Origin of the sequence: Variovorax sp. M-6 (assembly GCF_052114385.1) — a bacterium.
In the GTDB taxonomy this organism is placed as follows: Bacteria; Pseudomonadota; Gammaproteobacteria; order Burkholderiales; family Burkholderiaceae_C; genus Variovorax.
In genome coordinates, this window is the sequence record NZ_JBFREQ010000024.1 from 22,039 (window position 1) to 44,465 (window position 22,427).

Sequence of the window (22,427 nt, forward strand, 5' to 3'; positions counted from 1 at the left end):
TGCGAGAACTATCGTTGGGCGAGACTTCTGTTGACACGAGTCGAGTGTCAAAGCATGCAGCATGGCCAACAGATCTGTCTGCCGTCGGGGGACATATTGCATGTGAGCGATCCGATGGGCAGCTTGAGTTTTGTCCGACTCCATCGGAGGGAGCGCCTCGATCCATGGATTGCCGTCGTACGGCGACGCTCCAGTCGACTTGTAGCTGGTCTTCTGAGTTTTGTATTGACGCGTCATGATTGCAGGTCCTTCCGAGGAAATATGATTGCTAGAGAAGGGTGAATGAACTTCGCCTGAAAAGGCCCGACGTTGTTGCCCATACCTATGCAAAGCGTCTGCGCCTCGCGGTCCATACATCGAAATGTGTTGCATCATCCTTGACGCAGAGCGTCGGCAAGCCTTGCGATGTCCGCGGCGCGCTCCTGTTCCTCCAACCGTTGGGATTCAGGCTTGGACCTGGGAGATCGCTTGGGCTTTGCGGGATCCGGGGCGAGACGCCCGTCAAGGAGGCCTTTGACCTTGCGCGTCTCTTCCTGGCGGTGAAGTCGAGTGGTGGCCGCATCCTCCCGCAAAGGCGGCGACTTGGGACGAGGATGACGAGGCGTTTTCGGTTGCTTGCTGTCGTGTATGAGTGTGTCGTTCCTCGTTTCATCGCGTAGGAGGCGGGCCCTTTCTACCGCTGCGGCTTCCTCTTCGGTCGTCAGGCCTCGTAACTGCTGGGCATCAAGCTCCGACATTGCCCAGGTGGACCACGTTCGACCGCGGTTGGTCACTACTTGCACTTCCTCACGGTATGTCTTGTCCGACCGGACATCAACTCCGTGGGTGCTCCTGAGCGCGTGGCGCCCGACCGCGTGCGCGTGCGCACTCATTGTTGGATCCTGGGCAAGAGATAGCGCTTCGCGATCGGCGGGGTAGTACTTGTGCTTGCCGAACGTGAGTATTCCGTCCGAGATGGAGCCTCGGCCGTGTGCCAGAAGTGCGCGCCGGACATCGTCCTCTGTCAGGGTGCTGACCTTTGCCCCGGTGATGTTGTCACAGCCCCAAACATAGATTGCACTCGGAGTCGGAGGGACGCCATGTTGCAACACCGCCAGGTGCTTCTCAAGGGCGCGGTGAACGCGATTGTTGTAACGATCGACGGCCTCTACCAGAGCACGGTAGACGTCCTGCAATGACTCGGCGGCGTAGGTCTTTGCCTTGCGCGCTTGCCTTTTGCTTTTTGGGTCCAAAGGGCGACGCGCGTAGGTGCCTAAAAGCTGGCTGGACGCCATCCTTTGCTTGAGAGTTCGAAATACACGCTCAACGACTGCCTTGCCATTCGGTGTTTGTGGAGGCAACGTCACCACCTCGATTTTCAGGCGGCGAAGCGCTTCAATGTTGTTGTTCGATAGAAACTCGCTTCCGCGGTCTTGCACGATCACGTTGGGAACCCGTCCGCGAACCCAACGTCTCTCGTCGTACTCGATGCCCAACGCGCGAAGACGTGAAGCCCTTGGGGAGAGTGCAAGGAGCAGGAGTTGCTTCAACTCCTCCCAAGAAAGAGAATTGAGTGTTACGTAGATGCTGACGATGAACTTTGAGCCCCGGTCTATCAATAGATAGATCCACGGCTTCCCAACGCACACAGGATCTCCATGTACGTCTTTGGCGATCAATTCGATGCGCCCTCCGGTGGCGTCCACTTCGTACACTTCGCCGGGTCCCCGGACGAAGGAGCTTCTACCCTTCTTGTCTGAGGAAAGTGCGGGAATGTTGTCGAGGAGATCCTTGTCGTAGTTCTCTCCATCTCGAACGGATCGTCGAAACGTCCAGTAGGTAATTGGCAACGGCGCCTGTCCCGCTTGCCACTGTGCGTAAACTTTGGGATATCGCAGGGCAAACGGTCCATTCAGATAGGTCCAGTGCGCTTTTGCGAGCGTGGATGGATCTTTGCCCACCTTTTTGACCGTATCCACCATCTCCTGGTCATCGACTACGTGATCGATGACGAAATGGTTTGGCCCCTTCGATTTGGCGATATTCTGTTGAGGACCTGGCGGAACCCTTCGTTTGCGCTCGACCATTTGTGGTTCGAGGTCAAGTTCGGGGAACAGCGTTGCCTGCAGCGGTTCGCGCTCGGATTCGGACGCATCATGTGAGTCGACCTTGCTGCTGCACGGCGTCGGACCTGGGTTCAGGTGCCTCAGCCCTGCTTCGACTCTGCCAAAGTAGTAGTAACGCAGGAGCAGCCGCAGGATCGTTCGCCACTGCAGTTCAAGTTCTAGCGCGCGTTCTTTGATCCTTGTGTGAAAGTGGCAGCGTGCCAAGTGTGCTTCTGTGTCGAAGAAGTCGACCAGCGGCTTGATCCAACGATAGGCTGCATCGACGTCGGATTCGATCTCATCAGGCAAGATCCGCGACTTCGATCTGCTCTTCGATTCAAGCGCCTCGCCTTGAAAGAACTCCGCAGGTAGAGCGGTGCGCTGTAGCCTCCAGCTTCCTGCATCGACAGAGGCCTGAACTTCGCTTCGACGGAGTCGATGCGGCTTGCGGCAATACCTGGCTCCTGGCGGGCCGATATAGCTAACGACATAGATGCTGCTGCTGAAGGCATGAGTGATACGCAGGCGGACGGCATCTTCTTCCTTGCCTGCCTTGAGAAGGAGACCGACCTGCAACTCATTGGTGGCAGCGTCCTCATACTCACCAGCCATAGAGGCCTCACCTGGAGCTCGTTGAGTCTTGGATCCGCAGGACCTCGAGCAACTCGCGATGAATTTCCCTTCGCGAAGGTTCTACGTGCCGTTCCGAGCCGCGTCGCCGCGTCGCCTTTGATGCTCTTAGGCTATGGAAAAGGGCATAGGTGCCGTTCGCGCTGCTGTTTGGGTAGAGGACGCGCTCGACACAGGCTTTGAGGTGAAGTGGAAGTGAAGCCGTCGTCATTCGGATCTCCTTTGGAGCTTCTCTCTCGCGGCGAAGCCGGGTTGCTGTACAGCCGCGGACGCTTCGGAAGTCGCTCAAGGTCGACTAGGCGGCAGCCTGGGGCTATCAGGCAGTCGAGTCGGGTTTCTTCGATTGTTCGTGGCGAGCAACGCTGCGCGGACCTCGAGGAAGGCGGCCGAGGGGAACTCCGGATCGCGATCCACGACCAATAGGACCGGTCTCGAGCCAAGGCCCGGATGGCGCAGCCATTTCCGTTCAAAGGGGTGGCTGACGGGGTCCCGATGCATTCAGTAGGTGCACGTTTAGGAGTGGTCATGATCGAGCAGTACGACAGAGTGATTGAGACTGACGGGCCGGTGCAAATCGATGCGGATTAGGTTCGCCCAGGCGCAATACTGGAACTGGTTCTGCGCGTCTTTCTGAGGAAAGTTGGCTCGAGAGGCGGTAGCCTCAATCAGGTCCTTCAGAGGAACACCAACCTTGAATTCACGGCGAAAGGTAGCAGCGAATCGGCGCATGGCTTTGAGTGAACCGGGAACGTACGAATCGACGTGCCACCGGCGGATGAACCGGAGATTGCTCTCGACCTCACGGGTGAAAGGGGGTGGGGTCGACGCGAGCCCAGTCGATTCCTGCCTCGCTACACCATTGCCGTTCGATGTTCAGGCGTTCCTTCGTGCGAGGCTTGTCAAAGTCCTCTTTGGTCTTGACGCTACGTGCTTCAGTGATGGTGCCGGTGTCCGTACGCCGGGTCACGATGAAGTCGATGGTGAAGGGCTCTGGGAACCCATTGCGGTACGCGTGCCGAACTTTGTACTTGGCACAGAGCCGGATCGTGTTGCCGAGATCGAGGATCGGGAACTGCTCCTGAATGTCGACCACGTCCTCTTCTCGTTCCAGAACGTAGAAGTAGCACTTCTCAGGCGTGGATAGAAAGTGGTAGGGCCTGTCGATCTTGATTCCGGATGGATTCGCCGAGTCGCCGCGCGAGCCGAAGTCTCGAACTCTGATCCAAGGCATGTACGTCTCGCCCTGACCGAGTCCAAAGCCCTTCTTGAGTCGAGCCCTCAGGAAGGGCGGGTAGAGGGAGAGGTCGAATGGCCATTCCACAGTGCATCCTTTCGAGAAGGGTTGCTGGGAAGAAAAATATTCTTGCTGTCTGGCAAACCACAGGTAAAGACATGCTTCTTGCATGGAATTGGCGGGAAAAGTTCGCGGTAATAGTGCGATACGGAGAATAAAAATCTTGAAGAGTGGCCGGTTATTGCGCTGGGGTCGTGATTTGCGGTGTGTCTCCCCTGGGGACGCGCCTTAGGGCAAGGGGTGGCCGCGACGCAGGACTCCTCGCGCCGAGCGCATGCAATCACGCGTCCGAGGACTTACGACCTCGATCGACCTCGTTTTCCAGCGCGTCACTAGGTCGGAAATTGATACGTTCTCGATGGATGCGATACGAATGTTTCCGGGGTAGCGAGGTTGAGAGACCCTCCCTTCATGGGGTTCGGCGACTGTCAGGCTCTTGAGAGTGTGCTGGAGCCATCCCTAGTTCAACCTACGCGATAGGCATGGCGGTCCGCATGCCGCCGCCAGATTGAACTCCGATGCGAGCGGCGCTGTGGTCAAATTGTCCACAACTGAGGCGAAGTTTTGTCCGCAATCGATGCAAAGCTACGGCAAATTTGCACGCACATGGGGACATCCGACGGCGAGCCGAAGGCGTTCGCAGCTGCCAGGCGACGCGCAGAACCTTAGACTCGATCGGATGATCGTTGCCCGTCCCGCACTCCATCGCCTGGTGTTCGCCGCGCTACTTGCACTCGCCTCCGCTGGCGCCGTCGCCCAGGGCGCGCCCGTCCCGGCGGCACCCGAGTTCAGCACCGAAGCCCTGACGCAACTGCGCCGCGTCGCCACCGACGATCCGCAGGTGCAACGCTCCCGCTGGGGCGACCTGGCGCTGGTCGCCGGCAAGGCTTGGCTGCAGTCGGTCCCTGGCGACGTCGCCGCCGTCTGGCGTGACATCCGCTGGATCGTGCCGGGCGCCGCCATGCGCTATCACCGCGGTTTCTGTGTGGCGCAGCAGTGTCAGGGCACGGTGTACCTGGTCCGCTGGGACGAGAAGTCGGGCCAGCTTGAATTCCTGGATCAGGGCCAGGCCTCGTACATCGGGCGCGTGCAAGGCGATGGCTCGGTGCGTCTTGCGGGGACCGGCCTGGTCGGTGTATTCACCGCCGAGGCCCTGAGCTTCGACAGGGCCAGCACCATCCTGTACAGCGACAAGCACGAGCTCAAGCCCGTCACCGCTGCGCAGCTTGCGGCCGCCACGCGCGGCATGGCGGGCAACGCGGCGGACAAGGGCCCTGCAGCTTCTGCACCCGCGCCGTCGGCCACCGAGAACGAGAAGCTGCGTGCCGAACTCGCGGCGATGAAGGCCAAGATGGACCTGCTGTCCAAGCAGGTGGAGCAGCAGGGCACCTCCGGTGGCGCGTCGCCAAAGCCGGTCACCGCGGCTGAAGCGCGCGAGGCCGAGCGGCGTGCCCAGCGTGAGGCCAAGGCCCGCGCCGCGGAGGAGCAGCGTCAGGCCGCCGAAGCCCGCGCTCGCGAGCAGGCCGAGGCCAAGGCTCGTGCCGCAGAGGAGCAACGTCTGGCCGCCGAAACGCGCGCCCGCGAGCTGGCTGAGGCCAAGGCCCGCGCCCGCGAAGAGGCCCAGGCCAAGGCGGCCGAAGCGCAGCGCGCGAATGCGGAAGCGCGCGCCCGCGAGGAAGAGGCGCGCCGCGCCGCCTCCGCCGAGGCCAAGGCCAAGGCGGAGGAGGCCAAGGGTTTGGCCGCGGCTGAGGCCCCCAAGGTTCCGCGAGGCGCTGGCGCAAGCAGCACCACCGTCGCAACGTCCGCTCCTGCGCCTGCCGCGCCGACCAACCGCTGCGGCGGCGTTGACGGCGTCTACGGGGTGGTCGCCAGCAACTACCGCATCGAGGTGAAGTTCTCGGGTGACAAGCTCATGGTCGTGGAACCCAATCGCACGTCGCCCTACCAGCACATGGGCAATTGCCAGTACCTTTTCGTGCATCCGAATGGCACGCGCTACATGCTGGGCGTGGTATCGCGCGGATTGGTGGCCTACAAGGAAGGCCAGGACGACTCGCAAAAGACGCCGCTGGCCCTGATCCAGGTGAGCGCGGCGCCGCAGACCGACCGCCGGTGCACGGCGGAGCGCATCCCGGTGCAGAACGTCAAGGCGCTCCACCCGGACCTGACCGAGCTGTTTGGTTCGCGCGGCATCCCGGGCGTCACGGTGGACGGCACCTACAACGCGCCCGAGCGCAACGGGCACCCGCTGACGCGGCTCAATCCGAACGGCGGCTCCGGCACCTTCGAGGTGCACGGCGCACCGAAGCCGCAGTACGTCTATACGATCGAGCGCTGGTACATCCAGGCCAATTGCGATGGCACGCTGGTCAAAGAGGATCACCCCGCGGCCACGCGTTATTACCTCATCTACAAGCTGGACCGCGAGTACGACGGCTTGCTCTGGCATCGCGATGCCCTTGACGTGGCCAAGAGCGGCGGGGGCATGTTCATCGACGACCGGAGCAAGGCGTCCAACTGAGTTGTCTCGCAACGGCGATCCAGGTCTGTCGCGCGAAATCTTGCCGCGGACCGTCGGACTGTCGCTATCCCAGCCACCGACCGACCACGTCGTTGACGAGCAGTCCGCCGGCAAGCAGCCAGCCAAAGAGCATCAAGGCCAGCCACATCGGTCGGGCGCCCGCGCTCCGAAGGGTGGACACATGCGTCGTCAATCCCAGGGCGGCCATTGCCATCGCCAACAGCAGGTCATCGATGGCGATTGCCATGTGCTTCAACGACTCAGGCACGGCGATGAGCGAATTGAATGCCGCCACGGCGATGAAACCGAACGCGAACCAGGGTATGGCAATGCGTTTGCGGCGGCCGGGCTCATCGGTGGGGCCAGGCGACCGAGACATCAGCAGCGCCACGATCATGAGCACGGGCGCAAGCATCATCACCCTCACCATCTTGGTGACCACCGCCGCATCCGCCGCATCTTGTCCGATCGCCCGGCCTGCAACAACCGCCTGGGCCACCTCGTGCACCGTCGATCCCACGAAAACGCCATAGTCTCGCGGGGTCCAGTGCAGCAGCCCGTGATCGACCCCGATGCGGTAGACCGCGGGCCACAGAAACATGGCAAGGGTGCCGAAGGCCACCACGGTGGCCACTGCAACGGTCGCATGCTCGGCACGCCCCTTGACCACAGGCTGCGCGGCCATGACTGCGGCGGCGCCGCAGATGGAACTGCCGGCGCCGATCAGCAGGGTGGTTTCACGATCCAGACCCAGCAGTCGAGTGCCGAGCCAGTAGGCGCCCAGGTAGGTGCTCGCGAGCATGAGGACGTCGACCAGCAATCCTTGAGCGCCGATGGTCGCGACCTCTGCGAACGTCAGGCGCATGCCGTACAGGACGATGCCGGCCCGCAGCAGGGTCGCCTTGGAGAACGCGATCCCTGGGCCGGCCCTGGGAGCCCACTTCGGATAGACCGTGTTGCCGATCAGCATGCCCATGGCAATCGTCAGCGTGAGGGTGCTCAGTCCCTTGCTGCGAAACCACGGCAGCGCGCCCAGCCAGAGCGCCATCGCGGCAATGGCGGCCGCCAGGAGCAGACCGGATGCAAGGGAAGGGAGGGGCGGTGATGCAGCCCGTTCGACTGCGGGGGGCTTGCTGTGGCTGGTGGCGGACATGAAGACTTCATCTACGAGGACGAAGCGATCTTGGCCGCAGTGGCTTCAATTCAAAAACGAGTTATATGAATATGATCAACACATCTTATGAGTAAGGCCGGTCTGTGAGAGTCACGCTGAGGCAGTTGCACATCTTCTCGGCGATTGCGGAGCTGGGCAGCACGACGGCGGCGGCAGCCAGCATTCCGTTGTCCCAATCGGCCACAAGCGCCGCACTGGCGGAGCTTGAGTCCCTGCTTGGATCGGCCCTGTTCGACCGTGTGGGCAAGCGGTTGATCCTCAACGAGACCGGCCGCGCACTGCATGTGCGCGCCCGCGCCGCCTTGAACGCCGCAATGGAAATCGAGCGCGACTTCGGGGTTGGGGGCGGCGCCGAGCACGCGTTCCCGCCCGCGCACATCCGGCTGGGCGCCAGCACCACCATCGGCAACTACGTGATGCCGGCCAGGATCGCTCAGCTTCAGCGCGAGCTGCCTCGCATCGCGGTGGAATTGCGCATCGGCAATACGCAGGACGTTGTCAATGCCGTCCTGCGCATGGAAGTGGATGCAGGATTGATCGAGGGGCCGTGCCATGCCGACGGACTGGAGGTTCAGCATTGGGCCACCGACCGGATGGTGATCGTGGCCGCGGCAGACCATCCCTTCGCAATGCTGGGCCGGCCTGTCAGCGCGCTGGAGCTTGGGAAGGAGCGCTGGCTCCTGCGCGAAGGCGGATCGGGAACGCGTGAGTTGCTGGATCAGTTGCTGCTGCCTCATCTAGGCGGATTCGCATCATCGACCCAGTTGGGTGACACCGAGGCGATCAAGCAGGCCACCGCAGTGGGCCTGGGCATCGCTTGTCTGCCCTTGTGCACCGTAGGCGACCAGGTGGCGCTGGGCAGGCTGGTCATCCTTCACACCGCCTTGCCTTTGCTCGACCGGCCCCTCTATTGCATTCGACATCAGTTCAAGAAATTCTCTGCGCCTCTGGATGCGTTGCTGGCAGCCGAATCGGAGGTCGGCGCGAAGTCATGCGGCACGGCTTCACGAGATTCACCGCATGAAGCACATCTCTGATTTCGTGCGCAGCGGCAGCCTGAACGGCTACGTCGAGCTTGTCAAGTCGCTCGACAGGGATCCCTATGCGTTCATGCGAACCGTGGGGTTGCAGGCGGAGTTTCTCGAGGACCCCGAGATGCTGATCCCGAGGGATGCCGTGCGCGAGTTGCTTGAGATCACCGCCCGCGCCACGCAGACTGAAGACCTGGCGCTGCGTCTTGCGGCGCAGCGCAGGCTCTCCGCCCTGGGGCCGATCAGCCTCGTGCTCAGGGAGGACCCGACGCCGAGGGCCGCCCTCGACACGCTGTGCCGCTATCTGAAACTGGTGAACGCCTCCCTGATCATCCGCGTCGAAGACACCGGCAGCGTGGTTGTGATCCGGGAAGACTTGCTGCCAACCCCGGGGCTGCAGATGCGGCAGTCGGTAGAGCTGGCCGTGGGCACCATGTTCCGCATGCTTGGCGAGCTGATCGGAAAGCATTGGCGGCCGCTTGAAGTCTGCTTCACCCATCGTCCGCCCAGCAACACCTCTGCGCATCAGGCGTTCTTCGGACGCAACGTCAAGTTCAATCAGGAATTCAACGGCCTGGTCTGCTTGGCCAGCGACCTGTCCGGGCGGCGCGAATTCGGCGACCAGGTGGCCGCCGGTTTTGCGAGAAAGTACCTGGATGCGGCCCTGACGGATCGCAGTGAAAGCGCCCAGGAGGCCTGCCGCCAGGTCATCCTGGCACTTCTCCCTGGTGGCACCTGCACGGCCCAGGAGGTTGCACGGTTTCTGCACGTCGACCGCCGCACGATGCATCGCCGGCTCGATGCGGAGGGCCTCAGCTTCAGCCGCCTGCTCGACCAGGTGCGGTCGGATCTGGTCAAGCACCACTTGCGCGAGAGCGACCTGCCCCTGAGCGAGGTCGCACAACTTCTGGGTTTCGCCACGCCCAGCAGCTTCAGCCATTGGTTCCAGAAGCTCTTTGGCTGCAGCGCCTCGCAGTGGAGCAAACAGGCCGCCGGGACAGGGTCGCCGAAACGGTAGCGGGCGACACTCAAGGGAGATTTCTTGCTCGCTCTCCGATCGAGCCGAGCAGCGCGATCGCCCTGTCCGCCGCTTTCGCGCCGCCGTCCATGTCTCCGCGCACGAAGAGCGGACGAAGCTCCTCGATCTCCTCAAGCTGCGCGATCAGTTCGGGCTCGGCAAGCTTGTATTTGCGGAGCACGCTGACCATGCACATGGATGCATGCACCATGTCTTCCGACATCTCGCTCGCGCCGACCCGATGCAGGACATGGTTGACCCAGTGCGTGCCTGCGAGCATGGCGGCCTCGATCCGGATTTCCCAGTCCGAGTCGTTGAGCTTGGCCAGCGATCGCTCGATCCGCTGCGCCTTGTCGCGGTGATTCTCGGGAGTCATGAGCGTACGTCCTGGTGGACCAATGCTTGATAGACGGATATGGCCTGCAGGATTGCGCGATCGCAGTCATCAACGATCGCCCGGGTGGGCGTGCGGCCCCCGCGCAGGCAAGGGTCGCGGTGCGCTTCCAGTGCGTGCAGCGCGGCCTCCAGGCGCTGGATGGGCTGCGGCATCTCGCCTGGAATGGGAGGCCAGCCGACGTGGCTCACATCGCCCGGGCCGCGAAGCTCCCTTCGCCAGCTGCCGTCGCCTTGAGGCACCACGTGCACGCCGGGGATCGTCGAAAAGGCGCGCGCCTCACTGGTGAGTCCTGCCGCATGCAGCGTGGCGTTCCAGATGTTGGTTCCGGCTGTCAGGCTCGTCCAATACCAGAGCTCGAAATCCTCGAGAGGGTCGAGTCGATCGCGCAGCTTCAACAGGCGGCCTATCTTGTCCGCGTGAGAGGAAATCTTCATGGTTGTCTGAGGGTTGAAGTCCTCCCTGTCCCGAGGGTCAGGGTCACTCCGGCTTGAGGTTGCCGTCCGCGACGACCTTCTTCCACGTGGTCAGGTCGCTCTTGATGGTCTGCACGAACGCTTCGCGGGACACGGCATCCGCAGGCGGTACATTGGCTTGGAGCAGCGCCGTCCTGAACGCGGGCTGCACCTGCTCGTGATTGATGGCCGTGTGCAGCCGCTCCACGATCTCCGCCGGCGTGCCCCTGGGTGCAAAGACGCCCTGCCAACCCGCTGCGGTGAACGGATAGCCTTGCTCCGAGAGCACCTTGACATCCGGCAATCTGGGACTGCGAACCGTGCCGGTCAGGGCAATGCCACGCAGCTTCCCTTGCGCAATGAAACCCAGGGGGGACACAACGTCGATCCAGCCGATCGGAATCACGCCGGAGACGATGTCGGTGAGCAATGCGGGCGATGTCTTGTATGGAACGTGATCGATGTTCAGGCCCGCCCGCTGCTTGATCCACTCCATCGTCAGGTGCCCGTTCGAGCCGAGCCCCCAGCTTCCGTAGGATTGGTATTTTCGGGGGTCACTTCGCAGCAGATCGACCAGCTCGGGCAGCGTCTTCGCTGGCACCGAGGCATGCACGGCAAGCAGGATACCCCCCACCGCAGACAGCGCCACAGGCTCCAGATCGCGCAAGGTCTTGATCGGAAGATCTGGATTCAGTGCTTCCGCCATCACCATGGACGAGGCGGTGCTGTGCAGGATCGTATAGCCGTCGGGTGCGGCGTTCTTCACGGCCGACGAGCCGATCAATCCGTTGGCGCCCGGGCGGTTCTCCACGACAAATGGCTGGCCGAGCGTTTCCTGGAGCCGGGTATAGAGCTGCCGGGCCAGCGTGTCCAGCACCCCGCCCGCACCGCCCGGCACGATGACCTTGACGGGGCGCGAGGGCCAGTCTTTGCCGCCTTGTGCACCGGCCAGGCCGCTTGCCAGCGATGCCGCGGCGCCAAGCACGATCTGCCTGCGAGTCAGTGACGTCGCCATCTGTCACTTCCCCAGCGCCATGTCGGGCTTGCGCAGGAACCCCTGGTTGCCGCCATTGCGATTGGGCGCGAAGCCATTGGCCTGCAGCGTCTCTTCCACGCTGTCGTAGAAGACGCCGATCTTCATGATCTCGCGCGCCTGCTGCGCGGTCGCGATGGGGCGGCCGAACTCGCCGGCGATGCGCACAAGCTGCCTGATCTGCTCGACGGAGCTCATCTTGCCGGTGCGGGACTGGTTCCAGAGCACGTCCTCGATGCCGCAGCGCACGTGCAGCCCCAGGGCGATGCCGATCATGTTGACGGGCAGCACGTTGAGCACCGAACTTTCGACCGTGACCACCGCCCCGTCGGGCACGGCACGCAGCATGTTGGCGAGGTTGTAGATGTTCGCCTGGTCCATGCCGCCGCTGATGGCCACCCAGTTCATCACCAGGGGTCCCTTGTAGACACCGCGGCGGATCATCCGCTCGATGGTTTCGAAGCTGTTGATGTTGTAGACCTGGAACTCGCTCTGGATCCCCGCGGCCGTCAGGCGCCGAATGTGCTCCTCGGCCCAACTGGGGTTCGAGGGCACGATCATGTCCTTGTAGGCGGCATAGAGGTGCGGGAATCCGCGCGAGACGCCCCTGAAGTCGTCAATGCCGGCATGCTCGGTCACGTTCATCTGCGTGGTGTTGACCGTCACCGTCACCTGGTCGGGCGTCGGATCGAGTTCTGCCAGCATGTGCCGCGTGTCATCGCTCAGCCACTTGGCCGCTTGTCCTTCTTCAGGAGCGAAGCTGATGGAGCCGCCCACCTGGATGACCATCTCGGGCACCGCCTTGCGCACCCCGGCGATCAGCTCGTTGAACATGGACAGGCGCTTGCTGCCTTTGCCGTCGGCCTCGCGCACATGCAGATGCAGCACCGTGGCACCGGCTTCGTAGCAATCCACGGCCTTCTGGATCTGGTCTTCCATGGAGACAGGGATGTCTTCCGGGAAGTCGGAGGGAATCCAGCCCGGCGCGTAGGGCGCCGCCGTGATGATCAAAGGCTGCTGGTTTTCAGGGTACAGGTGTCCGTCAAGGAAGTTCATGCGATGGTCCTCTGGAGTCGTTGCGGGATGTCGGGTGCGCCCGATGGGGGCTCAATTGGCCTGGATGTCGAATTTCTTGACGATGGCGGCGTTGCGCTGGAACAGCAGCTTGTTCTCGGCCTGCAGCGCGGACGAGTCCACGCTGACGTCAGGCTCCAGGCCCACGTCGAGGAGCTTCTGCTGAACCGCAGGTGCGCTCGCCGCCTTCTTGATGGCCGCCTGGAGCTTCTGCAGGACATCGGGCGGCAGCTTGCTGGAGCCGTAGAAACACATCTGCCCCTGAAACTGGATGTCCGGGTAGCCGAGCTCGGTCATGGTCGGCACGTCAGGGAGATACCTGGACCGGTTCTTCCCGGCCACCGCATAGGGGCGCAGCATGCCGCCCTTGATCAAGGGCAGGGAAGTCACCATGCCATCGAACATGATGTCGACCTGGCCGCCGATCACGTCCTGGAGCGCCGGCGGGGATCCGAGATAGCCCACGTGCTGCATGCCCAGATCGGCGCGGCTGCTGAAGATCAGTCCCGAGTACTGGGACACCGTGCCCGTTCCGTAGCTCGCGAAGGATGACTTGCCTTTGCGCGTCCTCAGGTGTTGGACCAGTTGCGGGAAATCCTTGGCAGGATAGTTCGCCGCAGTGACGAGCACATAGCTCGTGAAGGCCACTCTGCCGATGGACACGATGTCCTTGAGCGGGTCGTAGGGGACCTTCATTACCTGCGGTGCTTCCACCAGCATGTTGTTCGGCCCCAGCGCGATCGTGTTGCCGTCGGGGTCGGCCTTCAGCATGGCGCTCAGGCCGATCGACCCGGTGGCGCCGGGGCGGTTCTCGACGACGACCGGTCGGCCGATGTCCTCGGATATTTGATTCCCGATCACACGGGCGGCGATGTCTGACGTTCCGCCCGCTGGCGCCGGAACGATGACCTTCAAGGGCTTGTCACCAAGTGCCCAGGCGCTGAGGGTCAGCGACCACCCGAGCAGCACCCCCATGGCAGGGCGTGCAAGTTGCTGCAGTTTCATCTTTGCCTCCAGATTCTCGATGTCCGGCAGGTGCGCCGACGCAGTCAGTATCTGGCGTCAAAGGCGTTGGCAATTGCCTTTCCGGGACGCGTTCTTGTCAATCTGGGACAAGGCTGGCGACAGTGGCTCTCAGGCTCGCAAAGAGGGATGAATCAGCTGATTTGCTGCAGAACGATGCATGCCTGGCTGTTGAGGGCGGAAAACTCGCCCCAGCTCATCTGGTCCCGGTAGCGCGTCTGGTACTGCACATCGACGCGGCAGATCGCTGGGCGATGGGCGTATTCCGTGCACCGGCGCGTCGCCTCGTCATAGATCCGGCAGACACCATCGCCGCGATCGAGAAAGCGCGTCTGCTCTGACAGGTCGACATGCCGGCAGCAGGCACCGCAGGCGGTGCAGGGGAAAGGCGTCACAGGACGAACACAGCTCGATCGTCCATCATGAACGCATCGAAACGGTCGAAGTTCTCGAACTTGAGACTGTGGCCAAAGGTGGCATTGAGTTTCGACAGGCCCTGGACGTAGCTGTCGGCATTCCAGTCCGTCATGGCCGTGTCCATTTTATCGAAGGCACCGGCCAGCGTGGCGGCCTGGTCGGCAAAGTGCGCATCGAGCAGCTCGGTCATGGCCAGGCGGGAGGCTTGCATGCGGGCAATGGACTCGTAGCAGAGTTCCTCGATGCGCTCGCGGCGTTCGCGCGCAATGCGCACTTCGGTCGTTTCTCCCAGGCTGATCACGCCTGACTGGTGGAGCATGCTGCCGATGAAGTAGCCCAGGGTGGAGCCCACCATGGCGCCCACGACCGGCACGGGAATCAACACCTGTCCCAAGGCGCCGTAGTAGAAGGTGCTGGAAGTGAGGATGGCCGTGCCGCTGACCTCATTGATCATGGCGTCGAATTCGATGTCGCCCTTGAGGTACATCGTGAGGTGCTTGGCGGACTGTACGACGCCGCTGGCGATGGCCACATGGGCATTGGAGCGGTTGAGCGCGCCCACGACGGTCTTGCTGACCCCGATATGGCTCAGGAGGTGTGGGATGCCCTTGGACGCCGCCGCCGTGGCATAGCTCGTGGCGAAGCTGCCCGCGGTGGAATACACGGTATCGAGCGCAACCCGGGAGCCGGAGGCCGTGCCCTTGTGCATCTGCCAGAGGCCCGCTGCAAGCGTGAAGCCGCCGCCCATGGCACCTCCAACAACCCCGGCTTGCATGCCTGCCTGATGCATCTCATTGCCGATGGCTTGCCGGTTGAGGGTCCGGGCCGTCCGGTCGGCCTGCACGGCGTCCGTGTTCCTGACGGCCTCGTCGTAAGTCGTGCCGCCGGAGCCGACGCCCTCGTGCTCGATGCCCTTGTCGAGCCGCTCCTTCACGCTCTTGTAGCGTTCGGTGTTGATGCCTCCCGTCTCGATGCGCTTGTCCATCAATTCGTTGATGCGCTCGTGCTGGTCGGCGGGACCGACGAGGTTCACTTTCTCGTACTTTTCCGGAGACATCTGCTTGATGGTCTCAACGGGTTTGCCGCTGGACTTCGCCTGGTAGGTCTTCAAACGCTCGGCGTTGTCCCGGTTGCGAATCACGATGTCGGCGACCGGGTCGTTGACCTGGCCGAGGACATCGGTCGTGCTGGCTTTCAACGAGGAGTTGTTGCGCAGCGCGTCCAGGTTGAATTTGGCGACTTCCAGTTGCTCGAAGACCCAGCCCTGGGCCTGCTCGGCCGCCATGTTCTGGCGCTGGCGCGCGATGATGCCAAGGCGCTCGGTATCGGAGAAGAAATCACGGGTACGTTCACTGAGCACCTTGGTGTTGTGTTCAGCCATCAGCGCCGAGAAGTAGGACGCCGGAGCATCGGCTCTGGTATCGGTCATGGTGTCGTTTCAGAAGGCATGGAATCCAAAGGGCCTGTGGCCCTTCGGGGTCGACGATCGAGAGCCCGATCAGGCGAGCTTGTCGACGATCCGGTCGCGATCGGCGTCCACGTTGCCGATGACTCCCTCGATGATGGTTCCCTCGTCGCTCAGGAGGCGCATCTCGACCAGGCGGGCGATGGCACTGGCCAGTTCGCAGGTCATGTACATGCCTTGCTGCGTTGCGCGAGTGTGGCTTGCGTAGTCCGGGTTGACCGACACGGCAGCCTCCATGCCCTGCAGCATCGGGCTGAAGCGCCCGAGCAATTCGTCGATGACGAGACGCACATGCTTGAACGATTCGCCGATGCCGCCGGCCACCACGGCGGCGCCCTTCATCTCTTCGGCGGCGGTCCGTGCCTTGGCCAGGTTCTCGTAGGCCGCATGCTTCGCGGCTTCTGCCTTGGAGGCCAGCATCATGCCGCCGATGGCCAGCACAGGTCCGGCAACGATGCCCCCGAGGACAGCCGTGCCTCCAGCCATGCCCAGTCCGCCGGCGCTCAGGGCACCGCCTCCGAACCAGGCCAGGGTGGCATTCGTTGCGGCAACGCCGCTGAGGGCCGCGATCGGTGTGCCTGTGGAGGCGGCGGCCAGCAAGCCCGCACCGCCATAGGCGGCCAGGCCTGCCAACCCGCCGGCGCCCAGCGAGGTCGCGCCCGATGCCAGGATCGGGTTCATGTAGTTCACGGAGCTTGCGAGCTGGGCCAGCTGCTCCCTGGTGAATACGAACTCGTCGTTCTTCACCTCGGTGGAGAACTCGAAATTCTTGACCTTGCTGAAGGTCTCATAGAAAGGAACCAAGGCATCGTCGTAGGCCTTGATCTTGATGCTGCCCAAGGCCTCGATCTCTTCCTGGGTCGACTTGCGCACTTCTTCGAGCGCTGAACGTGCCCTGTCGTAAATGCGATTGGCACCGTCATTGGTGTCGTTCGCATCCGAAAAGTCGCGCTTGGCGTCGAGGCCTTTTTTCACGCCATAGCCACCGGCGAGGAGTGCTGCTCCAGCCAAGATAAACGGAATGGGCACGTTGGGATCCTTATGTGAGACGTGAATGAAAACAGGTCGTTTGGTTACGTGTGGTTACTATAGTAACAAGTAGATGAATACAAGCCAAATGCGCAGCGTGACAAGAGGGCGCCCTTGATCGCGCGCGGCCTTTGGGGCTGAAATTCTCTGGTTGGCGCAGGGCGGCTCCGGCCACGACGCGTGGATCGGATCCGCGCTTCAGATCCACTCCTGCACCCACTTGAGGCCGAACGCGCCGGGCGCCAGGATGCCGGTCGCCCACACGACGGCTGAAGAGATGTTGGCGAGCTGAAACGTCAGCGCCGGCATCTCGCAGATGCCCGCCGCCAACGGCACGGATGCGCGCAAGGGGCCGAAGAAGCGCCCGAAGAAGACGCCGGCGACGCCCCAGCGCTCGAAGAATCTGTGGCCGCGCGGGATCAGGTCGGGATGGCGCGACAGGGGCCAGTAGTTGACGACATCGCCCTTCAGCCGTCCGCCGATCCAGAAGGACAACCAGTCCCCCAGGAAGGCCCCGACGACGGCGGCGCACCAGAGCGGCCAGAAGGCGATGCCGCTGCTGCCGATGAGAAAGCCGACGCCCAGCAGGATCACGGTGGCCGGCAACAACAGGGATATGAAGGCCAGAGATTCCCCGAACGCGAGGGCCAGCACGATGGGAACGCCCCAGGCCTCGTGTTCCTGGATGACGGCGATGGCAGCTCGAGTGATGTCGTCAAGAATCATTGGAGATTTTGCGAGTTCTGAGTGGGGTCGGGGAAGGAAGGACTTCACGGAAGCGCGAATTGCCAAGACCTCGGCAAGGCGTCGACGCGCCCTCCGGGCGTCCAGAGTCTCACACACTCGACGGCATACCGGACGGGTGTGCCTTGTGGCCGAGATGCGCTTCCGCAGCCATCGCAGGGCCGTGGGAAAGTGGCCTGGGCCCGGTCGCCCGATGCGTCGAATCCTTGCCATCCGCGGCGCGCCATGGCAGGATGTGGGTGTTCTATATTCGAATACGATCATCCGATATTCGGACTATTGAAATCTCTGTCCCGAGCGCCGGGGCATGGTGTGCAAGCCGGCGTTGAAGTCAGTTCCCTGTTTTTTCGAAAGAGCTTCCCGATGAAACTCAAGACAGTTGTTCGCGGCCTTCTTCTGGTGTCTTCGCTGGTGGCGGCGCAGGCCTTCGTGCCGGCGCTGGCCGACTCCTTTCCGAACAAGCCCATCCGCGTGGTGGTGCCGTTCGCGGCCGGCGGCGGCGCCGATGTCATCGCGCGAATGGTGGGCGACCGCTTGACTGCCACCTGGGGCCAGCCGATCGTGGTCGACAACAAGCCGGGTGCCGGCACCTTGATCGGCGCCCAGGCCGTCGCGACATCGCCGGCCGACGGCTACACGGTGCTGGCGGCCACCGCGGACACGCTCGCGGTGGCTGCGGCGCTGCAAAGCAAGCCGATCACACTGCCGGAAAAGACGCTGACCCCGCTGACGCAGATCGTGCGCACGCCGCTCTTCATCGCGGTCAAGCCCGACAGCCCTTACAAGACGCTGGCCGGCTTCGTCGATGCGGCACGCAAGAACCCCGGCGGCCTTTCCTATGCCTCGGCCGGCATCGGCACCATCCATCACATGGCGATGGAACTGTTCGATGCGCAAGCGAAGATCGACGTGAAGCATGTGGCCTACCGGGGATCGAGTCCCGCGCTCGCCGATCTGCTGGCCGGTGTCGTCGATGTCGCGATCATCGACTCTCCGGTCGCGCTGCCGCAGATCAAGGGCGGAAAGATTCGCGTGCTGGCCGTGACCACCGAGGCGCGTTCGGCCATGGCGCCCGATGTGCCCACCATCGCGGAGCAGGGCTATCCCGGCTACGCGTCGATGTCGTGGATGGGCTTCGCCGTGCCGCGCGGCACGCCGCCGGCGGTGGTCGATCGCCTCTATCAGGGCATCCACGACGCCATCGAGAGTCCGGAAGTGTCGCAGCGTCTTCGCGCCATGGGGCTGGAGCCGGTGACGAGCAAGAGCCCGGCCGAGTTCGAGAGCTTCGCAGAGACCGAGCGCGCCAGGTGGACGGGCGTGATCAAGGCCAAGAACCTCCAAGCTGAATGAGGCCTTGGGGCAGTCCGGCGCCGGCCTGAGACCTTCGGATCGGCGAACGAAAAAAGGCGGGCCCTGGAGCCCGCCTTTTTTCGTCGCGGCTTGTCAGACGTTGCGCGCCCAGGCGGCAATGACGTCCACCGTCTCGCGCACCTTCTCGGGCTGGCCGGCCAGGTAGTGCGTGCCGCCGAAGAGCGTGTGGCGAACGATCCGTCCGGGCGTGCGCGACACCCACAGCGCATTCATCGCCGGCACCACCGAGGCATCGGCCGTGTGCTCGATCGAGAGCACGGGCACTGTCGTCTCGACCAGGTTCGACGGGCCGTCGGCCTGGGTCGACGCGGCCCACTGGCTCAGGTAGGCGGTGAGGGTGGTGTAGCGGCCGATGTTGTTGGCGCCGTAGTTGATTTCGCGCGGATTGCCCCAGATGTTGCCCGCCGGCCGGTCGTTGGGGTCGATCGAGGGATCGAGATGGCGCGGGTCGGCGGCCGTGCGATAGATGACGAAGGCCATGTCGCGCACGCCATGCGGCAGCGACCGGATGTAGGCGAGCTGCGCGCGCGCCCACTGTTCGATGCGCGCGTTGCGGGCCAACTGTGCCGCGCGGTAGCGCGCCAGCCAGTCGGGCGCATAGGCCGGTCCGTTGGCCGGATTGAACATGTCGAGCGCGGGGTCGGCCGAGAAGGCATCGTGCTCGTCGATGACCGAGGGATCGAGCCACTCGGAGAACAGGCGCGAGCGGCCGGGGTGCGCCGCGGTCAGCACGATGCCGTCCACCGGCGGCAGGTCCTGCGGCGACAGGCCCGAGGGGTCGCCGGCGGGCGTGTGCGTGGCCGTGAAGTTCTCCGCCTGCGCCTGGTAGTACGAGGCCAGCGCGGCACCGCCGGAGTTGCCGATCAGCAGGACCTTGTCGTAGCCCTGGTCGCGCAGGTAGCGCACGCCGGCGCCGAGATCCTGCAGCACGCGCTCCATGACGAGCTGCGAATCGTTGTTCACGTACCGAGAGTTGAGGCCCAGCATGGTGATGCCGGCGGCCGCCATCGGCTCCAGCAGGTAGTGCCCCATGAAGTTGCTGGCCGGATGCATCACGATGGCGGCGGTCCGGCTGCCTTCGGCGCGCACCAGCGCCCCATAGATCTTCGGCCAGAGCTGGGCGATGCCCGACTGCGATTCCATCGCGAGGCCGGGCTTGACGTCGAGGACCAGCAGTTCCTTCGCCTGCGCCGTCATTGGCCTGCCCCTGCCTTGTCGGCGGTCCATTGGGTCAGCGTGGCGTGCGCCTTGCGCGAGAACTCGGCCAGCGCATCCGCGCCGCCCACCTGGTAGGAGAGCTCCAGCCGCAGCCCGTTCGGGTCGTGGAAGTAGATCGACTTGAGCCAGTGATGGTCGACGATGCCGAGCACCTCCACGCCCGCGCCCAGCAGGCGTTGGCGCGCGCGCTCGAGCTCGTCGAGCGAGCCGACCGACATCGCCAGGTGGTTCACCCAGGCGGGCGTGGTCGGGTCGGCGGCGCCCTGGCCGTCGCCCAGGTCGAAGAAGGCGACATACGAGCCGTCGCGCATCTGGAAGAACAAGTGGGCGAACGAGCTTTCCTCGCCGGTGGAGGGCACACGATCCTCCCGCACGACGTGCGCGAGCGGCAGGCCCAGGACGTCCTCGTAGAAGGCACGCGTTTCCTCGGCGTCGCGGCAGCGCCAGGCGACGTGGTTGAGTCGGTTCACATTGAAATCTGCGGGTTGCATGGATACCTCTCGATGTTGTTGCGCAGTGGTTGACGGGCTGCGGCGTCGCCGCTAGACTGTCCGCATATAGGATGTTAACGTTCGATTATTGGACATTCAGTTTGCCACAGTTTCTTTTTGCGGCCAAGGACATTCATGGATTTCGTTTCTTACTTCGACTATGAGCAGCACGCTGCGGTGGTGCCACCGCTCGCGCAGGGCAGGGAGCCGCGCCGGCATGCCGTGGCGGTGGTGGGCGGAGGGCCGATCGGTCTCGCGGTGGCGATCGGCCTGGCCCGGCATGGCATCGCCAGCGTGGTGCTGGAGGCCGACGACAGCGTCTGCCTGGGCAGCCGCGCCGGCTGCGTGACTTCGCGCACGCTCGAGATCTTCGAGCAGCTGGGCCTGGCCGACGACGTCATGCGCCAGGGCTTGCCGTGGGCCGAGGGCTGGAGCTACTACCGCACCGACGAGGTCCTGCACCTCGAGGTGCCACAGGATGCCGCCGCGCGCTTCCCGCGGCTCGTGAACATCCAGCAGTGCTACATCGAGCAGTACCTGGTCGATGCGGTGCGCGCGCGCTACGGCGACCTGATCGAGATCCGGTGGCAGAACCGTCTGGAGGCGCTGCGCCAGTCGGACGACGGCGTCGAGCTCGACCTGTCGACGCCCGCGGGCGACTACACACTGTCGGCCGACTGGGTGGTGGCCGCCGACGGCGCCCACAGCGCGGTGCGCAAGGCGCTCGGCGCACGCTTCGTCGGCACCCGCTACGACGGCCAGTACATCATTGCCGACATCAAGATGGCCAGCAGCCTGCCGCCGGGGCGGCGCGCCTGGTTCGATCCGCCCTCCAATCCGGGCGCGACGCTGCTGCTGCACAAGCACCGCGACGACCTCTGGCGCTTCGACTACCAGCTGCGCGAGGACGAGGACCCGGAGGAGGCGGTCAAGCCCGAGAACGTGCTCGGGCGCATCCGCGACCATCTGGCGCTCATGGGCGAGCGCGCGCCCTGGCAGCCGGTGTGGATCAGCCTCTATCGCGCAAGCTGCCTGACGCTGGAGGACTATCGTCACGGACGGGTGCTGCTCGCGGGCGACGCCGCGCACCTGGTGCCGATCTTCGGCGTGCGGGGGCTCAACTCCGGCATCGAGGATGTCAACAACCTGGCCTGGAAACTGGCCTTCGCGATCCGCGGCTGGGGCGGCGCGCGCCTGCTGGACAGCTACACGGCCGAGCGGGTGTTCGCCACCCGCGAGAACATGCGCCATGCGTCGAAGAGCGCCGAGTTCATGGCGCCGCCTGCGCCCGCCTTCGCGCTCATGCGCTCGGCAGTGCTCGGCCTTGCGGCCCGGCACCCGTGGGTGCGGCGCCTGATCGATCCGCGGCAGAGCACGACGGTCGGCTATCCCGATTCGCCGCTCAACCAGAGCGCGGGCGATGGCGACTTCGCGGCCGGTCCCGCCAGCGGCTTCGCCTTCCTCGATGGCCCTCTGGCCGACGGCACGTACCTGTGCCAGCACATGGGTCCGCGCTTCACGCTGCTGGCCTTCGATGTGCCGGCGGGCCTGCTGGACGGGATCGACAGCTCGCCCGCGCCGGTCGCGGTGCTGCCCCTGTCGGCCGCTGGAGCCCTGGCCGAACGCTATGACGCGCGGCCTGGCACCGTCTACTTGTTCCGTCCCGACGGCAACCTGCTCGCGCGCTGGCGCAGCGCCAGTGCCGAATCGGTCCGCGCCGCCATCCAACATTGCTGCAACGGAGGCACCCCGTGACCCTCGCACCCCAGGAACTCGACGATCTCTACACCGATCTGTGCTACCGGATGGCCCGGGCCGGCGAAGCGGCCGCGCCGCAGATCCTTGCGCGCCTCGCGCTGCTTCTCATGCACGAAGTGGGCGACGCGGCGCGCCTGCGCGTGGCCATCGCCGAAGCCACCGAGGGCTTCCCGGAAGTGGTGAAGGTCGAGAGCCCGCTATGA

20 protein-coding genes are annotated in these 22,427 nt (G+C 63.9%); 6 read left to right on the forward strand and 14 right to left on the reverse strand.

The window, feature by feature from the left end; genetic code table 11:
* Positions 1-371: 371 nt before the first annotated feature.
* Together AB4Z46_RS24165 and AB4Z46_RS24170 are read right to left on the reverse strand one after the other, a co-directional pair.
* Positions 372-2,696 carry a hypothetical protein gene (locus AB4Z46_RS24165; RefSeq protein WP_442286081.1) on the reverse strand — a complete coding sequence of 775 codons (2,325 nt, stop codon included), beginning with the start codon at positions 2,694-2,696 and terminating at the stop codon, positions 372-374.
* A gap of 817 nt (positions 2,697-3,513) precedes the next feature.
* Positions 3,514-4,119 (reverse strand): TnsA endonuclease N-terminal domain-containing protein, encoded by a 606-nt coding sequence (locus AB4Z46_RS24170; RefSeq protein ID WP_442286082.1) that lies wholly within the window; start codon positions 4,117-4,119, stop codon positions 3,514-3,516.
* A 601-nt stretch (positions 4,120-4,720) separates the two neighbouring features.
* Between AB4Z46_RS24170 and AB4Z46_RS24175 the strand changes: the two genes are divergently transcribed.
* Positions 4,721-6,529, forward strand: coding sequence for a hypothetical protein (locus AB4Z46_RS24175; RefSeq protein ID WP_442286083.1), 1,809 nt, complete (start codon positions 4,721-4,723; stop codon positions 6,527-6,529).
* A 64-nt stretch (positions 6,530-6,593) separates the two neighbouring features.
* Here AB4Z46_RS24175 and AB4Z46_RS24180 read toward each other — a convergent pair whose 3' ends face one another.
* Positions 6,594-7,682: a YeiH family protein gene (locus AB4Z46_RS24180; protein WP_442286084.1), complete on the reverse strand. Its 1,089-nt coding sequence runs from the start codon at positions 7,680-7,682 to the stop codon at positions 6,594-6,596.
* A gap of 104 nt (positions 7,683-7,786) precedes the next feature.
* Between AB4Z46_RS24180 and AB4Z46_RS24185 the strand changes: the two genes are divergently transcribed.
* Together AB4Z46_RS24185 and AB4Z46_RS24190 are read left to right on the forward strand one after the other, a co-directional pair.
* A complete protein-coding gene (locus AB4Z46_RS24185) occupies positions 7,787-8,740 on the forward strand; it encodes a LysR family transcriptional regulator (RefSeq protein ID WP_442286085.1) in 954 nt (317 codons plus the stop codon).
* Positions 8,724-9,752 (forward strand): AraC family transcriptional regulator, encoded by a 1,029-nt coding sequence (locus tag AB4Z46_RS24190; protein ID WP_442286086.1) that lies wholly within the window; start codon positions 8,724-8,726, stop codon positions 9,750-9,752. Before AB4Z46_RS24185 ends, AB4Z46_RS24190 begins: the two co-directional genes overlap by 17 nt.
* A gap of 10 nt (positions 9,753-9,762) precedes the next feature.
* Here AB4Z46_RS24190 and AB4Z46_RS24195 read toward each other — a convergent pair whose 3' ends face one another.
* From AB4Z46_RS24195 to AB4Z46_RS24235, 9 genes are all read right to left on the reverse strand, one after another.
* Positions 9,763-10,128, reverse strand: a complete 366-nt coding sequence (locus AB4Z46_RS24195; RefSeq protein WP_442286087.1) for a hypothetical protein — start codon at positions 10,126-10,128, stop codon at positions 9,763-9,765.
* On the reverse strand, positions 10,125-10,583 hold the full coding sequence (locus tag AB4Z46_RS24200) for a hypothetical protein (RefSeq protein WP_442286088.1): 459 nt from the start codon (positions 10,581-10,583) through the stop codon (positions 10,125-10,127). Before AB4Z46_RS24200 ends, AB4Z46_RS24195 begins: the two co-directional genes overlap by 4 nt.
* A gap of 43 nt (positions 10,584-10,626) precedes the next feature.
* Complete coding sequence (locus AB4Z46_RS24205; protein ID WP_442286089.1) at positions 10,627-11,616, reverse strand: Bug family tripartite tricarboxylate transporter substrate binding protein; 990 nt, start codon at positions 11,614-11,616, stop codon at positions 10,627-10,629.
* A gap of 3 nt (positions 11,617-11,619) precedes the next feature.
* The gene (locus AB4Z46_RS24210) at positions 11,620-12,690 is read right to left on the reverse strand and encodes a 3-keto-5-aminohexanoate cleavage protein (RefSeq protein ID WP_442286090.1); all 1,071 of its coding nucleotides are present in this window, start codon (positions 12,688-12,690) and stop codon (positions 11,620-11,622) included.
* A 51-nt stretch (positions 12,691-12,741) separates the two neighbouring features.
* The gene (locus tag AB4Z46_RS24215) at positions 12,742-13,713 is read right to left on the reverse strand and encodes a Bug family tripartite tricarboxylate transporter substrate binding protein (RefSeq protein WP_442286091.1); all 972 of its coding nucleotides are present in this window, start codon (positions 13,711-13,713) and stop codon (positions 12,742-12,744) included.
* Positions 13,714-13,865: 152 nt separating this feature from the next.
* Positions 13,866-14,126: a YkgJ family cysteine cluster protein gene (locus AB4Z46_RS24220; RefSeq protein ID WP_442286092.1), complete on the reverse strand. Its 261-nt coding sequence runs from the start codon at positions 14,124-14,126 to the stop codon at positions 13,866-13,868.
* Complete coding sequence (locus tag AB4Z46_RS24225; protein ID WP_442286093.1) at positions 14,123-15,577, reverse strand: hypothetical protein; 1,455 nt, start codon at positions 15,575-15,577, stop codon at positions 14,123-14,125. Before AB4Z46_RS24225 ends, AB4Z46_RS24220 begins: the two co-directional genes overlap by 4 nt.
* Before the next feature lie 69 nt (positions 15,578-15,646).
* Complete coding sequence (locus AB4Z46_RS24230; RefSeq protein WP_442286094.1) at positions 15,647-16,642, reverse strand: hypothetical protein; 996 nt, start codon at positions 16,640-16,642, stop codon at positions 15,647-15,649.
* 198 nt (positions 16,643-16,840) lie between these two features.
* Complete coding sequence (locus tag AB4Z46_RS24235; protein ID WP_442286095.1) at positions 16,841-17,368, reverse strand: DedA family protein; 528 nt, start codon at positions 17,366-17,368, stop codon at positions 16,841-16,843.
* Positions 17,369-17,749: 381 nt separating this feature from the next.
* On the opposite strand from AB4Z46_RS24235, the gene AB4Z46_RS24240 reads away from it, so the two are divergent.
* Positions 17,750-18,736: a Bug family tripartite tricarboxylate transporter substrate binding protein gene (locus tag AB4Z46_RS24240; protein ID WP_442286096.1), complete on the forward strand. Its 987-nt coding sequence runs from the start codon at positions 17,750-17,752 to the stop codon at positions 18,734-18,736.
* Between the two features lie 93 nt (positions 18,737-18,829).
* On the opposite strand, the gene AB4Z46_RS24245 is transcribed toward AB4Z46_RS24240, so the two are convergent.
* A complete protein-coding gene (locus AB4Z46_RS24245; RefSeq protein ID WP_442286097.1) occupies positions 18,830-19,954 on the reverse strand; it encodes an alpha/beta hydrolase in 1,125 nt (374 codons plus the stop codon).
* Positions 19,951-20,466, reverse strand: a complete 516-nt coding sequence (locus AB4Z46_RS24250) for a VOC family protein (protein ID WP_442286098.1) — start codon at positions 20,464-20,466, stop codon at positions 19,951-19,953. The genes AB4Z46_RS24245 and AB4Z46_RS24250 overlap by 4 nt, the downstream gene beginning before the upstream one ends.
* A gap of 135 nt (positions 20,467-20,601) precedes the next feature.
* Between AB4Z46_RS24250 and AB4Z46_RS24255 the strand changes: the two genes are divergently transcribed.
* Positions 20,602-22,221, forward strand: a complete 1,620-nt coding sequence (locus AB4Z46_RS24255; RefSeq protein ID WP_442286099.1) for an FAD-dependent monooxygenase — start codon at positions 20,602-20,604, stop codon at positions 22,219-22,221.
* Positions 22,218-22,427: a DUF2783 domain-containing protein gene (locus tag AB4Z46_RS24260; RefSeq protein ID WP_442286100.1), complete on the forward strand. Its 210-nt coding sequence runs from the start codon at positions 22,218-22,220 to the stop codon at positions 22,425-22,427. Before AB4Z46_RS24255 ends, AB4Z46_RS24260 begins: the two co-directional genes overlap by 4 nt.

Bases quoted from the DNA above. Each gene is read 5' to 3' on its own strand.
- AB4Z46_RS24165 (WP_442286081.1), bottom strand. From the start codon at position 2,696: ATGGCTGGTGAGTATGAGGACGCTGCCACCAATGAGTTGCAGGTCGGT.
- AB4Z46_RS24170 (WP_442286082.1), bottom strand. From the start codon at position 4,119: ATGCAAGAAGCATGTCTTTACCTGTGGTTTGCCAGACAGCAAGAATAT.
- AB4Z46_RS24180 (WP_442286084.1), bottom strand. From the start codon at position 7,682: ATGTCCGCCACCAGCCACAGCAAGCCCCCCGCAGTCGAACGGGCTGCA.
- AB4Z46_RS24190 (WP_442286086.1), top strand. From the start codon at position 8,724: ATGAAGCACATCTCTGATTTCGTGCGCAGCGGCAGCCTGAACGGCTAC.
- AB4Z46_RS24195 (WP_442286087.1), bottom strand. From the start codon at position 10,128: ATGACTCCCGAGAATCACCGCGACAAGGCGCAGCGGATCGAGCGATCG.
- AB4Z46_RS24200 (WP_442286088.1), bottom strand. From the start codon at position 10,583: ATGAAGATTTCCTCTCACGCGGACAAGATAGGCCGCCTGTTGAAGCTG.
- AB4Z46_RS24205 (WP_442286089.1), bottom strand. From the start codon at position 11,616: ATGGCGACGTCACTGACTCGCAGGCAGATCGTGCTTGGCGCCGCGGCA.
- AB4Z46_RS24210 (WP_442286090.1), bottom strand. From the start codon at position 12,690: ATGAACTTCCTTGACGGACACCTGTACCCTGAAAACCAGCAGCCTTTG.
- AB4Z46_RS24215 (WP_442286091.1), bottom strand. From the start codon at position 13,713: ATGAAACTGCAGCAACTTGCACGCCCTGCCATGGGGGTGCTGCTCGGG.
- AB4Z46_RS24225 (WP_442286093.1), bottom strand. From the start codon at position 15,577: ATGACCGATACCAGAGCCGATGCTCCGGCGTCCTACTTCTCGGCGCTG.
- AB4Z46_RS24235 (WP_442286095.1), bottom strand. From the start codon at position 17,368: ATGATTCTTGACGACATCACTCGAGCTGCCATCGCCGTCATCCAGGAA.
- AB4Z46_RS24240 (WP_442286096.1), top strand. From the start codon at position 17,750: ATGAAACTCAAGACAGTTGTTCGCGGCCTTCTTCTGGTGTCTTCGCTG.
- AB4Z46_RS24245 (WP_442286097.1), bottom strand. From the start codon at position 19,954: ATGACGGCGCAGGCGAAGGAACTGCTGGTCCTCGACGTCAAGCCCGGC.
- AB4Z46_RS24250 (WP_442286098.1), bottom strand. From the start codon at position 20,466: ATGCAACCCGCAGATTTCAATGTGAACCGACTCAACCACGTCGCCTGG.
- AB4Z46_RS24255 (WP_442286099.1), top strand. From the start codon at position 20,602: ATGGATTTCGTTTCTTACTTCGACTATGAGCAGCACGCTGCGGTGGTG.